This window comes from Phaeocystidibacter luteus (assembly GCF_008933115.1).
GTDB lineage: Bacteria > Bacteroidota > Bacteroidia > Flavobacteriales > Schleiferiaceae > Phaeocystidibacter > Phaeocystidibacter luteus.
This window is the reverse complement of record NZ_WBVO01000001.1, coordinates 322,668-335,827: the sequence shown is the minus strand read 5'-3', so window position 1 is coordinate 335,827 and position 13,160 is coordinate 322,668. Positions and strand designations below refer to the sequence as shown.

The following is a 13,160-nucleotide window of genomic DNA, read 5'->3' as shown; positions in this document are numbered from 1 at the left end:
AAAACTAGTCGAATGTACACATTGAAGCGGACACAGCGTTTGCCTATTTCGATTGACGAGGCATGGAAATTCTTCTCCTCTCCATCGAATCTCCAAGAGATAACTCCAGAGGACATGGGGTTTGACATCATAAGTGAGGTTCCAAAGGAGATGTATGAAGGCCTCTTTATCCACTATAAAGTTTCACCCTTGTTGGGAATTAAGCTCAATTGGACAACAGAAATTACGCATATTCGCGACCGTCAATTTTTTGTAGACGAACAGCGCGTGGGGCCGTATAAAATTTGGCACCATGAGCATCATTTTAAGGAAATTGATGGTGGCGTTGAGATGACGGACATCGTTAGCTATCAGCTACCTATGGGTGTTTTAGGAAGAATGATGCACCCACTAATTGTGAAGAATCGACTGAATCAGATATTTGATTACCGATTCGAGATTATTGAAAAGAAGTTCGGAACTGTAAAGCCTGAAGCTAAGTAGGCATGGGTAAAATTCTCTTTGGGATAGACTTTGGAAGCAAGCTTGCTGGGACCACTGTGGTTTCCATTTTCAAGCAGAATAAGATCTACTTCATGGAAGTGGAAGAAGGTGTCGATGCCGATAGTTTCATCATGAATGCTGCGCGACACTTCAAGCCTGATATTGTTTTCATTGATGCCCCACTCTCACTACCTGGGCGTTACAATTCTGTTCCAGGGTGCGACGATTACATGTTTAGAAAAGCCGATATCGAAGTGAAGGCCATGAGCCCGATGTTTCTGGGTGGTTTGACAGCTCGCGCGATTCGACTCAAGGACGAGTTAGAAGCGGAAGAAATTGAAGTACGCGAGACGTATCCTAAGATTCTTGCCCATAAATACGATCTCAACAATTTGGGATACAAGGGAAAGACACATCATATTAACGTTTGTCGATCTAAGCTCCAAGAGGCTTTGAATCCCAGAATTTTTATGGATTGCCAGGATATTAAAACCTGGCATCACCTCGATTCATTGCTCGCACTTATGTCAGCTATGAATTATGACATGGGTTCTTCCGTAACTTACGGGGATGAAAACGAAGGAAGCATAGTGGTATGAGCGAGAAAGATATCAATCCAATCGACCCAGATAAAATCACCGAGAATCCATCTACTCTCCCCTACGCACACACGGTTGGCGGTGCCAAAATAACCGTACCCGACTTAAACCGAAATCGTAGTCGCGCGCTCGAAGCGATGGATCACCAAACAGATCAACAGCTCGACCAGATTCGTGAACAGATTGAACTTCTTGCCGAACAGGCAAAGAAAATCCAACAGCGCAAGGAGTTGAGTGAAATTATCTACGCTGCGCAAATGGGCTTCAAGCCTGAAATCAATCACATCTACCATCTCTATCTAAAAGAGGATCAATCCTACGTACTCTCGATGATTGGCCCCGATGAATGGCCGGGTGGAATGAAGTATGAATCCTTTGTATACACACTAAGGCTTTTGGCCGATCACACCTGGGATATCGTCGAAACGTCAAATTAGTGTGAAGGTGCAACAATGCACCCTAGTCAGCGGTTATCTCTTCAAACTCAATAACCATGGCTACGTCAGCACAATCCAAAAAGAAAAAAGTAACGCAAGAGTCTCTTCGTGATGCATACGTTCGTCACTACTGCCTAGAAGGGGCCAGACCAAACTCCGTATTCGCATTCTGCGATAATCAGGGCATTACAGAGAAAGACTTTTACGACCATTTCACCTCCTTTCAACAAATTGAATCTTCCATTTGGAAAGATGCATTTGACAGAGCTTTCGAGCAGGTTTCAGATGATGAATCGCTCAAAGAGCTAAGTGTAAGAGACCGTTTCTTGACTTTTAGTTTTGCTTGGGTTGAAGTTCTAAAGGAGAACCGCTCATTCTTTCAGTTAAACTTTAAAGATCAATGGTCACCATTACCAGGTGAAACCCTCCGCAACCTGCGTTCGCATGTCAAGCACAGCCTAAAAACATGGGTTATTGAAGGCACTTCAAACGGCGAAATTGAACGTCGATTCAAAATGAGTGACCATTACGATGAAGCCCTTTGGATACTCACACTCTTCATAACAGGATTCTGGCTCAAGGATGAAAGTGCTGGGTTTGAAAAGACCGATGCAGCCATCGAGAAGAGTGTCAATCTCGCTTTTGATTTATTGAGTAAAGGAAGTCTTGATTCTGCACTCGATCTTGGCAAGTTCCTATTTCAAAATTTCCGATGAAAGAACAAGAAAAGATACCTACCAGTAGAGGAGCACGCACAGGTAGATTTATTAAAACCGGTGCTCAAATAGGTGGGAACTACCTGAAGCATTATGCCAAAAGGCTTGTAAATTCTAACACGAGCAAAGAAGAACTACACGAGGCGAATGCGGAAGACATCTATGACACACTGAGTGAGCTTAAGGGGTCTGCATTGAAAGTTGCCCAAATGATGAGCATGGATAAGGGAATACTGCCCGATGCCTATGCGAATCGCTTTTCTCTTGCCCAGTATAGCGCTCCACCTCTTTCCTACCCTTTAGTTCTGCAAAGTTTCAGAAAGGCAGTTGGAAAATCTCCAACAGATGTGTTCGACACATTCACAAACAAGGCGGTTAGTGCGGCTAGTATGGGACAGGTTCACAAGGCAACCATTGGTGAGCACGTTTACGCTGTCAAAATTCAATATCCAGGTGTTAAGGACAGTTTAGATAGCGACTTGAAGATGGTAAAGCCGATGGCTGCAACGCTATTTCAATTAAACTCAGGTGATATCGAGCATTATGTGAACGAGGTTGCGACAAGAATGAAGGAAGAATGCGACTACGAGCTCGAATTGCAGCGAGGTTCTGATATCGCAAAAGCATGTGCACATCTGGAGAATATTGAATTTCCCAAGTACTATGCGGATTGGTCGAACGACCGTGTACTTACCATGGATTGGATGAGAGGAAAACACCTCAAAGAGTTTTTGGAGACCAATCCTTCAAAAGAGACGAAGCAAAAAATTGGACAGGCCATCTGGGACTTCTACAACTTTCAGATTCATGAGTTGAAGGAGCTTCACGCGGATCCACATCCAGGCAATTTCTTGTTACGAGAAGATGGAACTGTTGGAGTGATTGACTTTGGGTGCGTGAAAGTGCTTCCAGAGGACTTTTACAACAGTTTCTTTAAGCTGACTACTGATGAGGTGCTACAGAATCCGGATCAACTAAAAGCCGTCTTGGTTGAGTTGGAATTCTTCAGTGAGAATGACCCGGAAGATATCGTGGAGTTCATTACTTCTACGATGACCGAGTTTCTTACGTTGTTGGCGAGACCGTTCAGGGAAGATACATTCGACTTTGGAGATGATTCTTATATCCGTGAGGTATTCGAAATGGGGAATCGCTATGGAAAGGACAGCAAGATTCGTAAACTTGGTGCTGGACGTGGTCCGGCGGATGCGATCTATTTGAATCGAACTTACTTTGGGCTTTACACCCTTCTCAATAAATTAGGTGTTGAAGTACGAACGAACACCACAGCATGAATTACTGCCCAAATTGCGGCTCAGATCGATTAAAGCGGCTCATCCCTGAAGGCGACCATAGACTTCGAGAGGTGTGTGAGAATTGTGGGACTATCCACTACTCCAATCCCCTGATGGTAGTAGGTTGCCTTGTAACTCTTGACGGCAAGGTCCTGTTGGCAAAGAGAGGCATAGAGCCGCGTAAGGGATATTGGAACCTGCCTTGTGGTTTTATGGAGAACAAGGAAACTGCTGAGGTAGGCGCTTTGCGGGAGGTTGAAGAGGAAACGGGATTATTCGTCACTATTGAGCGTCTCCATTCAGTTTTTAGCGTAGTTCATGCGAATCAGGTTTACTTAATTTTCAAGGCAGAAGCTGCGGGTGATGATTTCACCCTGACGCCAGAAAGTACTGAAATTGAATTCTTTGAGCCAGACGAGATTCCATGGGGAGAGATTGCATTTTCGAGTAATGAACACGCATTGAGAAGTTACCTTGACTCGCCCACTTCATCCACCGTACATTTGGGGTCTTACATCCGAAATATATGAGCGATTCGCTTCCACTCCATTACGTAGACCTCAAGCCCAAGAACCTTCCAGAGTCCGGCAAAGCGCCTGTTATATTAATGCTGCACGGGTATGGAAGTCATGAAAATGATTTGTTCGCCTTTGCCCAGGATTTAAACGATAGACATCATGTAATTTCTCTTCGCGCTCCGCTTCGGTTGGGCTTTGGCGGATTTGCTTGGTATGAAATCAATTGGAATGCGAGTGGTGATAAGTGGACGGACGTAGATGCTGGTTTGAAGAGCATTGAAACCTTAACCTCGTTCATCGATAGTTTGGAAGAGAACTTCGATGTTGACGCCAGCGACATAACACTAATGGGGTTCTCTCAAGGGGCAATTATGAGTTACGCTTATTCGTTTCGGCACCCTGAAAAACTCAAGGCTGTAGTGGCAATGAGTGGTTACATTGTGAGCGAATTAATGCCTGCAAAAGCTCCGTTGGGAATGGTGCAAAAGCTACCCTACTTCATCACGCATGGTACTCAAGACGGGGTGATACCGGTGAGTTGGGCTCAACAAGGTGCAGATTACCTTGAGAAGCTACAGATACCACACACCTTCAGAACATACGCTATGGCCCATGGAATCAATCCACAGGCCTACGCGGATGTCAAAGCTTGGTTAGTCGAGAATGTTGGGATCGGCGCTGAGTGATTTCCCCTTCTGATAGATTTTCTGCCATTGGTAGTAGCCGACAAAGCTCATTACCGTGTATACGACTGAAAGGAGTCCATATAGCTCGAGCCCTCGGTCGTAGTACAACCACACGCTGAATCCATTCAGGATAATCCAATAAATCCATCCGGAGAGAACTTGTTGTGCTTCCAGGAAGGATGCTACAAAGGCGAAACCCGTAGAGAACGCATCGAGCATTGGGCGCTCAGCGTCTGTGTACGTTTGAAAAAAATGTCCAAGTCCAAAGGTTGCAGCAATGCCAATAGCAATGGCAACGAGGTGCTTCTGTAGGGGCCAAAGGATAGGTTGAACTAAATCATTCTCATCGGCATTCCTACTCCATTTTATCCAGCCATAGACACCAATGAGGACGTAGAATCCGTAAAGTATGGCTTCGGAATACAGTTTACTTTCAATAAAGAGATAAATGCTTAGGCCGGAACCTAGGATTCCAAACGGCCAGCACCAAATTGACCTGCGGATGAGTAGAACCAGGTACAGTACGTTTAGCACTACTCCGGCCCATTCCCAAATGCTTATTCCCAACCATTCCATGCGGCAAAGAAAGCAGTAATAATGGGCTTTTACATGGATAGGGGTAAAAAAAATGAGGCTCCTATCGAGAGATAGAAGCCTCACCAACCAAACTAACCTAACCAATCAACCTATGAAAACTACCCTAGATTGATATCCTTTCGGATACCTAACTAACGCAATTGAGGGGCAATTGGTTTTCTTCTACAGGTGAAAAATGTGTTAAAACACCTACCTGTTATTTATGATAACGGAAATCCTCTGACTTCCTTACAGTTCTAAAGGATTACCCTACAAGCTCTTGCACCAATGCTGCAGCCTCTTTGAGCTGGATCGCCGAGTGAACTTTAAGTCCGCTTTCGTCGATCAACTTCTTCGCTTCTTCAGCATTTGTTCCTTGAAGACGAACGATGATAGGCACAGGAATATCGCCGATGTTCTTGTAAGCATCTACAATACCTTGAGCTACACGGTCACAACGAACGATACCACCAAAGATGTTTACCAAGATAGCTTTCACACCTTGGTCACGAAGAATGATACGGAATGCTTTCTCAACACGAGCAGCATCGGCAGTACCACCTACGTCCAAGAAGTTAGCCGGGTTACCCCCTGCCATCTTAATGATGTCCATGGTTGCCATAGCAAGACCTGCACCGTTAACCATACAACCTACGTTACCGTCGAGCTTTACGAAGTTCAAACCAACTTCACCCGCTTCAACTTCAGTAGGGTCTTCTTCGCGAAGGTCACGCATCTCTGCGATGTCCTTGTGACGGAAAAGTGAGTTATCGTCGATAGTCACCTTTGAGTCAACTGCCAAGATCTTATCGTCAGACGTCTTAAGAACAGGGTTGATTTCGAAAAGTGAAGCGTCGATTCCTTCGTAGGCCGTGTAAAGAGACTTTACGAACTTCACCATTTCCTTGAAGGCCATGCCGCTTGTACCTAGGTTGAAGGCGATACGACGTGCTTGGAAATCTTGAAGACCTACAGATGGATCAACTTCTTCGGTAAAGATCAAGTGAGGTGTCTTTTCAGCAACTTCCTCGATGTCCATACCACCCTCGGTAGAATACATAATCATGTTGCGACCTTTTTGACGGTCGAGCAAAACAGACATGTAATACTCTTCAGGTTCGCTATCGCCAGGATAATAAACGTCCTCTGCGATTAGCACTTGGTGAACCTTCTTACCCTCTGCAGAAGTCTGCGGAGTAACGAGGTTCATTCCAATAATATCATTAGCTCTGTCACGAACTTCATCCAATGACTTGGCAAGCTTTACACCACCGCCTTTACCGCGGCCACCTGCGTGTACCTGAGCTTTAACAACCCACCAAGATGTTCCGGTATCTTCAGATAGCTTCTGTGCTTGAGCAACAGCCTCTTCTGACGTTGTAGCTACCAATCCACGCTGAACGCGTACACCGTAACCAGCTAGAATTTCTTTCCCTTGATATTCGTGAAGATTCATATTGAGATTTCGCTTTAGGTTGGCGCAAAAATAGGCCACACCCACTCAATATCCTAACCGAATTGACCTTAATCAATGTAGTGTTAAATAATCCGACAGAATAGCCGTACGTCCTATATTTGCAGGCAATGACAACAAGAGCTATCCTTTTGGGGATTGGTTTGATAGGCACTCACCTTCTTGCTGGTCAAACGGACCCCAAAGTATATACCATACAAAAGACTTCTACCCCTCCTATTATCGATGGACTCGGTGATGACGCGGTATGGAATGATGCCGAAATCGGAACGGATTTCCGAATGCTTGAGCCCGAAAATGGACCTCTAGAACCGCTCGACAGAAAAACCGAAGTAAAGCTGGCGTATGACGATGAGGCGATTTACGTATTCGCCCGGATGCATGACCCGCAGCCGGATTCCATTCTCAGGCAACTTTCTGCACGGGACAATTACAACGTGAATACCGATTGGTTCGCGCTGTTCATCAACCCCTTTAATGATGGTTTGAACGATTTCAGTTTCCACATCACTGCCGCAGGCGTCCAAACCGATGGACGAAATACGGATGACGGAAATGACCGGAGCTGGAATACAGTTTGGGAGTCTGAGGTAAATATTGACGAATACGGATGGACGGTAGAGCTTCGCATCCCCTATCAGTGTTTGAGGTTTCCTGAGAAGCAAGGGAATGACTGGGGTCTAAATGTAGTTCGATACGTCCGCAGAACCCGCCAAATGTATACCTGGAACTTTATCGACAGGTCTACTTCTACCTATGAATTGCAAGCGGGGTTGTTAAGAGGGATGGTGGATATCGACCCTCCAGTAAGGCTCAGCTTCATGCCGTATTTATCTGGTTATCAGAATATGTACCCAGATGGACAGAGTCAGTCGGCCAACGTTGGAATGGACCTAAAGTATGGCATTAGTGAGAGTTTTACTTTGGACGCTACGCTCATCCCCGACTTTGGACAAGTGGCTTTCGATCAGCAATTTCTAAACATCGGTCCATTTGAGAATCAGTTTCAAGAAAACCGACAATTCTTTGTTGAGGGAACCGAGTTGTTTTCCAAGGGTGACATGTTTTATTCTCGCAGAATTGGTGGAAACCCAAAGAACTTAACCAATGCGGATGCTTCATCGCTCGACAATCTAACACAGGATTATACGCGATTGCTCAACGCCACCAAGGTCAGCGGCAGAACAAGTGGAAACCTTGGCATTGGTGTATTGAATGCCATCACCGACAATAACTATTTGGAAGGACAGGATTCACTCGGAAATGAAGTTCGAATTCTCACTGAACCTCTTACGAATTACAACGTGTTCGTGCTCGACCAACGAATCAATCGAAATAGATCGATTAGCGTGGTGAATACGAATGTGCTTCGAGAAGGAAACGCACGAGATGCCAACGTTACGGCTCTCATCGCAAACTTGAACAACGACGCCAACTCCTACAATTTTTACGCTCAGGGAAACATGAGCGCCATTTTTCAAGGCGATTCAAACATTACCGACTTTTCTACAGCTATTCAAATTTCAAAGATTGATGGCAATTGGCGTTGGGGACTAAGTCAAGAGTATGTAGGTGACGAGTTTGACAAGAACGACTTGGGTTTTCAAGCGAGAAATAATCTAGTTCAGCACTATTTAGAGGGTAGCTATCAGGTGTTCCAACCGGTGGGCCACTTCAATAGATATCGTATTACGTTGGGAATGGGACACCGTATGTTAGCGTCGAACGGGGCCTTTGAAAATTTCGTCTTTGAAAGTGATTTCTTCGCCGTTACACGGAACTTCTTTGCGTTTGGAGGTGGTTTTTCAATCAGACCTGTGGAGTCGCAAGACTACTTTGAACCAAGGAGAGAGGGCTATCGTTTCACCTCCCCTAGGAGCGCATTCTTTACGGGATGGATTTCTTCAGATTACAGAAAGCCCTTCGCTATTGACTCGAGAATCAGCTATGAGGCTTGGGATGAATATGGCTATAGGTTCTATTTGATTGGAATAAAGCCAATTGTTCGAGCTAGTGATCGATGGACGTTTTTCTACGACTTCGTTCCTCGCGTTGGATTTAACAACGTAGGCTGGGCCACGAGTACAACGGATTCTGTAATCTTTGGTCGACGTGACATAACCACTGTAGAGCAAACCTTTGGATCTACATTTACCTTCACTCCTACCATGTCGCTGTCGTTAAACTTCCGCCATTACTGGAGAGCTCTGGAATACAAGGAGTATTACAATTTGAACCCTGACGGAACGCTGGATCCGCTTACAGATGATTATGGCAGAGACTTGAACTTCAACACTTTGAATGTTGACCTCAAGTTTTCATGGTGGTTTGCCCCAGGAAGTGAGGTCGTTTTACTTTATCGCAACAGCTTGATTTCTAACGAAGAAATAGATGGAAGGTATTTGGAGAACTTCCGAGAGTCACTCGAAACTCCTAGCACGCATATCTTTTCAATTAGGTTGACCTATTTCTTGGACTACGCTACCTTAGCCAGATGAGTAAAGCCATCGTTTCTGCCACCAACATCCACAAGAGCTTTGGAGATGTTGAAGTCCTCAAGGGCGTTGACCTAGAAGTTCATGCCGGTGAAATCGTGAGTATTCGTGGTACTTCGGGAGCGGGCAAGACTACCCTTCTTCAGGTTTTGGGCACGTTAGACCGCATGGACAAAGGCGAATTGCGCTATGGAGAAACGCGTTTGGACGCCATGAAGGACAAAGAGCTCAGTCAGTTTAGAAACCTTCACATCGGCTTTGTATTCCAGTTTCATCATCTCTTACCAGAGTTCACGGCGCTCGAGAATGTGTGTATGCCCGGTTTCATTGCCGGTAGACCAGATGCCGAGGTTCGAAAAAGAGCGGCTGAACTTCTAGAAATCCTAAATATTCAACATCGTGCGGACCATAAACCCAGCCAGATGTCGGGTGGTGAGCAGCAGCGGGTGGCCGTTGCCCGAGCTTTGATCAACAATCCCGATTTGGTTTTTGCCGATGAACCAACCGGAAACCTGGATAGTGTTCACGCCGCGGAAATGCATCAACTCTTCTTAAGACTTAGAGATGAGTTCAATCAGAGCTTTGTTATCGTAACGCATAATCTTGAACTCGCACAGCTTGCAGACAGGAAGCTTGAGATGAAGGATGGAAAGATGTTGTAGTGACTCGGGCTGAACTCAAAGATTATCTCGACGATTGCGTTGATCGGTACAACAGACCTGAATTCATTCAGGATGATCCGATTCAGATTCCTCATTTATTCACAAACCCGAGAGATATTGAAGTAGCGGGGTATCTAGTGGCTACTATTGCTTGGGGGCAGCGGAAAACAATTCTCAACAATGGACATCGATTGATGGATATAATGGGACATGAACCCTACAGTTTTGTGATGAATGCCACTGCGGCTGAGCTTGAGGAACTGTCTTTTATCCATCGAACATTCAACTCAGAAGACCTTCGCTTTCTAATTGAAGGATTAAGGGGAATCTACTTGAATGACAAGACTTTAGAAACGTCTTTTTTGCCGAAGAGCAACGAGTATAACCTCTTCCCTGCGATAAGTCGATTTAGAAGTGAATTAATTGGCAAGCGTGAGGTAGGAAGAAGCGGCAAACACATTGCAAACCCTGAAAAGGGCGCAGCCTCTAAGCGAATTCACATGTTTTTGAGATGGATGGTCAGAAATGATCAACGCGGGGTTGATTTTGGCATTTGGACAAATTTGTCTCCTTCTCTACTCTCTTGTCCGCTAGATGTTCACACCGGAAATACTGCTCGTTCATTGAAATTGCTTCGACGTAAGCAGAATGACAGGCGCGCAGTTGAGGAATTGGATGCTCAACTCAGAAAATTCGATGCTGCAGATCCCGTGAAATATGATTTTGCACTTTTTGGGGTTGGTGTAGATCCTTTGGTTAAATTTGAGTAGAATCAAACAACTTACCCATGTTCAAGCAATTTGCACGCTATTGGTGGCTCTTGACCGTATTCGGAGCGCTACTTATTGGATTAGGAGGAATGATGCTCGTAAACGATGAATTCGGCTTGGCTGAACTTCTTCGTTATTTGGCATTTGTCTTAGTTGGCATGGGAGTCTTCACCGCCTTGGTGAATGTGGCTTTGGCGAAAACAAACTCTTCTGACTGGAGGTGGTATGCAGTAGCTGCGGCTGAATTGATTATGGGTATTGTTATCCTTATGAATGGTGAATGGGCCGAGGCAAAATTCATCATGATGATTGCCATTTGGTCACTGATCATGGGGCTTTACCTACTTTACGTTGGATTGAAAGAAAGCTCGAGATCCGTTGTGGTATTACTCTCTGGCGTGGTATCCGTAATATTTGCAGGCCTTATTCTTTTTGACTCAGTGGATGACAGCCAACTGCACTTGTTAGTAGGTCTTTACGCCATTCTGTTGGGTGTATACCTAGGTAACGGAAGCTTGAAAATCCGCGGATATAATCAAAAAGTGCAAGCTGAAGCACCATCAAAGCCCGCTGAACAAAGCGATAATGCACAAGTAAGCACTGAGAAAGACGCTTAGAACTTGTTCAGCATATCATCATTCTCCCAAATCTTCTTGTTGGGAACCTGACGGCAATTGTCAATGATAGTACGTGCGATTTTCCTTGGGTAAATTCCGCGGTATTTACGTGGTAATATGGTGTTTATCAAGCTGAAGAATCCTTTTGCGATCGACTCCCCTATTCGCATCTCATCCCTGTCGCCCATAATTAAGGATGGACGATAGAAATAGGCCTCTGGAAATACTTCTTTGACGTCTCTTTCCATCTTGCCTTTGGTGGCATTGTAAAAGATTCTACTCTCGGGATCAGCTCCCATGGCTGAAATCACATGTACCGTTCTCGCGCCTGAGTCCTTTGCTTGAGCAGCGATGTGCACTGGCATATCATGATCAATCTGATAGTACTTTTCTTTGTCAGGTGTTTTTGCCTTCGTTGTTCCCAGTGCAATAAGCACATTGGCATCCTCAAGTTCCGTCGACAATGGAGAGATGTCCAATAAATCCGTGTGAACGATCTCCCGAACGCCGTCAATTGCAGAACCTTTTCTGCGAACCACGGCCAAGGTGTTCGCCTCTCGTAAGAGCTCCTGCAGTTCGGTCCCTATTACTCCTGTGGCTCCAAAAATGATGTACTTACTCTCCAAGTCTTTGAAAATCTATCGTTTCCCACTCCCATCCATCTTTGGAGTAGTGTGTTTCTCTGCTAAAGTAGTCCCAGATATAACTGGTAGCAAAGAGACCAACAGCCCACCAGATGTTATGTTCTTCTAAATCGGGACGATATCCGCTCAGTAGGTTATTGGTGACATTCAAGCCAATTACCCCAGCGGCAGCAATTCTCTGAGCTACGCCAAAGGTTCTGAAGAACGGCTTGTAGATGCGGATTGCCTCAATTTCACTGAGGTAGATGAGATTACCGTCGACATAAATAGAAGAATCGCCTACGCTAGTCAGGTAACCGCGATATACTTCATCTTCGCCATAAATGAGGACTCCTATTTCGCGCTGGGTCTGAATCTTGTCAACTTCTCCCTTTTGGTTGCTCATCATCAGGTATTGCTGGGCCTGAATCGTCATTGGGAGAAGTGCCAGAAGGGCTATCAGTGTTGCTTTCTGTATCATCCTTATAAATGTAGCGAACATCTACTTGATAATTGGTTTTCCACAAATCACCAATTCTATCTACGATTTCGTCCTCTTCCATCTCAAATTCCGGTGTCGGCTCTTGAACCTCCGGATTTATAGGTGCATAGATGAAAATTAGTGCTGAAACGAAACCTGTAATTGCCCCAGCGAAGTGACCTTCATAGGAGATACGCTCTTCGATTGGAAACACCCCCCACCATAGACCTCCATAGAGAAAGGCAATCAATAAACTCAAGCCGAGCAAGTAGCGGTTTAATCTCAAGATTCCGCTGATGAATAAGAAAACAGCGAGCGCATAAACTGCACCACTCGCCCCAATATGTGTTGATCCAGCTCTACCAATAAAGAAAGTGAGAATAGCCGGGACAATGATGCTGATAAGCATCACCTTTATGAAGTGCGTTGGGAAGAAATATCGGAGAAGCGAAAGAAGCACGAACAGGGCAACGGCGTTATTGAAAAAGTGCTCAAATGAGCCATGCAGAAAGAAAAAAGTAAAAATGCCGTACCAGTATTTCGGTTCTTGAGGATGAAGCCCAAAACGTGACCATTCTAATTCAAACCCCTCGTTGATAGCGAAAATCAGAAAGAGTATTAGGACAACGAAAGCAGGGATTATGGTATATGTCCAAAGAGGTTTTCTAGGGCTCATGGTGTTCATTGTGGAAAGCTAATAATTCGACGTGAAGTGCGTGTGATTCCTG

16 protein-coding genes are annotated in these 13,160 nt (G+C 45.0%); 11 read left to right on the top strand and 5 right to left on the bottom strand.

Annotated elements, in window-relative coordinates:
* Window positions 1-12 precede the first annotated feature (12 nt).
* Genes F8C67_RS01425 through F8C67_RS01395 form a run of 7 tightly spaced genes read left to right on the top strand, consistent with a single transcriptional unit; the run spans window position 13 to window position 4,734 of the window.
* Window positions 13-483 (top strand): SRPBCC family protein, encoded by a 471-nt coding sequence (locus F8C67_RS01425; RefSeq protein ID WP_151666002.1) that lies wholly within the window; start codon window positions 13-15, stop codon window positions 481-483.
* Between the two features lie 2 nt (window positions 484-485).
* Window positions 486-1,082 carry a DUF429 domain-containing protein gene (locus tag F8C67_RS01420; protein WP_151666001.1) on the top strand — a complete coding sequence of 199 codons (597 nt, stop codon included), beginning with the start codon at window positions 486-488 and terminating at the stop codon, window positions 1,080-1,082.
* Window positions 1,079-1,519 carry a DUF2452 domain-containing protein gene (locus F8C67_RS01415; RefSeq protein WP_151666000.1) on the top strand — a complete coding sequence of 147 codons (441 nt, stop codon included), beginning with the start codon at window positions 1,079-1,081 and terminating at the stop codon, window positions 1,517-1,519. The genes F8C67_RS01420 and F8C67_RS01415 overlap by 4 nt, the downstream gene beginning before the upstream one ends.
* A 56-nt stretch (window positions 1,520-1,575) precedes the next feature.
* On the top strand, window positions 1,576-2,235 hold the full coding sequence (locus F8C67_RS01410) for a TetR family transcriptional regulator C-terminal domain-containing protein (protein ID WP_151665999.1): 660 nt from the start codon (window positions 1,576-1,578) through the stop codon (window positions 2,233-2,235).
* Window positions 2,232-3,530: an ABC1 kinase family protein gene (locus F8C67_RS01405; RefSeq protein ID WP_151665998.1), complete on the top strand. Its 1,299-nt coding sequence runs from the start codon at window positions 2,232-2,234 to the stop codon at window positions 3,528-3,530. The genes F8C67_RS01410 and F8C67_RS01405 overlap by 4 nt, the downstream gene beginning before the upstream one ends.
* Complete coding sequence (locus F8C67_RS01400; RefSeq protein ID WP_151665997.1) at window positions 3,527-4,060, top strand: NUDIX hydrolase; 534 nt, start codon at window positions 3,527-3,529, stop codon at window positions 4,058-4,060. The genes F8C67_RS01405 and F8C67_RS01400 overlap by 4 nt, the downstream gene beginning before the upstream one ends.
* A complete protein-coding gene (locus F8C67_RS01395; protein ID WP_151665996.1) occupies window positions 4,057-4,734 on the top strand; it encodes an alpha/beta hydrolase in 678 nt (225 codons plus the stop codon). Before F8C67_RS01400 ends, F8C67_RS01395 begins: the two co-directional genes overlap by 4 nt.
* On the opposite strand, the gene pnuC is transcribed toward F8C67_RS01395, so the two are convergent.
* The gene (pnuC, locus tag F8C67_RS01390) at window positions 4,702-5,310 is read right to left on the bottom strand and encodes a nicotinamide riboside transporter PnuC (RefSeq protein ID WP_151665995.1); all 609 of its coding nucleotides are present in this window, start codon (window positions 5,308-5,310) and stop codon (window positions 4,702-4,704) included. The two genes, F8C67_RS01395 and pnuC, sit on opposite strands and share 33 nt — an antisense overlap.
* A 265-nt stretch (window positions 5,311-5,575) precedes the next feature.
* On the bottom strand, window positions 5,576-6,766 hold the full coding sequence (gene sucC / locus F8C67_RS01385) for an ADP-forming succinate--CoA ligase subunit beta (protein WP_151665994.1): 1,191 nt from the start codon (window positions 6,764-6,766) through the stop codon (window positions 5,576-5,578).
* Between the two features lie 128 nt (window positions 6,767-6,894).
* Here sucC and F8C67_RS01380 point away from each other — a divergent pair, with 128 nt between their 5' ends.
* From F8C67_RS01380 to F8C67_RS01365, 4 genes are read left to right on the top strand one after another with little or no spacing between them, the layout of a single operon-like run.
* Entirely contained in the window at window positions 6,895-9,282 is a 2,388-nt protein-coding gene (locus F8C67_RS01380) for a DUF5916 domain-containing protein (protein ID WP_151665993.1), read from the top strand.
* An 8-nt stretch (window positions 9,283-9,290) separates the two neighbouring features.
* Window positions 9,291-9,941 (top strand): ABC transporter ATP-binding protein, encoded by a 651-nt coding sequence (locus F8C67_RS01375; protein WP_151666480.1) that lies wholly within the window; start codon window positions 9,291-9,293, stop codon window positions 9,939-9,941.
* Window positions 9,941-10,711: a TIGR02757 family protein gene (locus F8C67_RS01370; protein ID WP_151665992.1), complete on the top strand. Its 771-nt coding sequence runs from the start codon at window positions 9,941-9,943 to the stop codon at window positions 10,709-10,711. The genes F8C67_RS01375 and F8C67_RS01370 overlap by 1 nt, the downstream gene beginning before the upstream one ends.
* A gap of 17 nt (window positions 10,712-10,728) precedes the next feature.
* Complete coding sequence (locus F8C67_RS01365) at window positions 10,729-11,328, top strand: hypothetical protein (protein ID WP_151665991.1); 600 nt, start codon at window positions 10,729-10,731, stop codon at window positions 11,326-11,328.
* Here F8C67_RS01365 and F8C67_RS01360 read toward each other — a convergent pair.
* The 3 genes from F8C67_RS01360 to F8C67_RS01350 are packed head-to-tail and all read right to left on the bottom strand — an operon-like array spanning window position 11,325 to window position 13,108.
* Window positions 11,325-11,954, bottom strand: a complete 630-nt coding sequence (locus F8C67_RS01360; RefSeq protein WP_170266311.1) for an NAD(P)H-binding protein — start codon at window positions 11,952-11,954, stop codon at window positions 11,325-11,327. The genes F8C67_RS01365 and F8C67_RS01360 overlap by 4 nt on opposite strands.
* Complete coding sequence (locus F8C67_RS01355) at window positions 11,944-12,357, bottom strand: hypothetical protein (protein WP_151665989.1); 414 nt, start codon at window positions 12,355-12,357, stop codon at window positions 11,944-11,946. Before F8C67_RS01355 ends, F8C67_RS01360 begins: the two co-directional genes overlap by 11 nt.
* A complete protein-coding gene (locus tag F8C67_RS01350; protein ID WP_170266310.1) occupies window positions 12,332-13,108 on the bottom strand; it encodes a rhomboid family intramembrane serine protease in 777 nt (258 codons plus the stop codon). Before F8C67_RS01350 ends, F8C67_RS01355 begins: the two co-directional genes overlap by 26 nt.
* Window positions 13,109-13,160 lie beyond the last annotated feature (52 nt).

Coding starts and splice junctions, on each gene's coding strand:
- F8C67_RS01425 (WP_151666002.1), top strand. CDS start 13: ATGTACACATTGAAGCGGACACAGCGTTTGCCTATTTCGATTGACGAG.
- F8C67_RS01420 (WP_151666001.1), top strand. CDS start 486: ATGGGTAAAATTCTCTTTGGGATAGACTTTGGAAGCAAGCTTGCTGGG.
- F8C67_RS01415 (WP_151666000.1), top strand. CDS start 1,079: ATGAGCGAGAAAGATATCAATCCAATCGACCCAGATAAAATCACCGAG.
- F8C67_RS01410 (WP_151665999.1), top strand. CDS start 1,576: ATGGCTACGTCAGCACAATCCAAAAAGAAAAAAGTAACGCAAGAGTCT.
- F8C67_RS01405 (WP_151665998.1), top strand. CDS start 2,232: ATGAAAGAACAAGAAAAGATACCTACCAGTAGAGGAGCACGCACAGGT.
- F8C67_RS01400 (WP_151665997.1), top strand. CDS start 3,527: ATGAATTACTGCCCAAATTGCGGCTCAGATCGATTAAAGCGGCTCATC.
- F8C67_RS01395 (WP_151665996.1), top strand. CDS start 4,057: ATGAGCGATTCGCTTCCACTCCATTACGTAGACCTCAAGCCCAAGAAC.
- pnuC (WP_151665995.1), bottom strand. CDS start 5,310: ATGGAATGGTTGGGAATAAGCATTTGGGAATGGGCCGGAGTAGTGCTA.
- sucC (WP_151665994.1), bottom strand. CDS start 6,766: ATGAATCTTCACGAATATCAAGGGAAAGAAATTCTAGCTGGTTACGGT.
- F8C67_RS01380 (WP_151665993.1), top strand. CDS start 6,895: ATGACAACAAGAGCTATCCTTTTGGGGATTGGTTTGATAGGCACTCAC.
- F8C67_RS01365 (WP_151665991.1), top strand. CDS start 10,729: ATGTTCAAGCAATTTGCACGCTATTGGTGGCTCTTGACCGTATTCGGA.
- F8C67_RS01355 (WP_151665989.1), bottom strand. CDS start 12,357: ATGAGCAACCAAAAGGGAGAAGTTGACAAGATTCAGACCCAGCGCGAA.
- F8C67_RS01350 (WP_170266310.1), bottom strand. CDS start 13,108: ATGAGCCCTAGAAAACCTCTTTGGACATATACCATAATCCCTGCTTTC.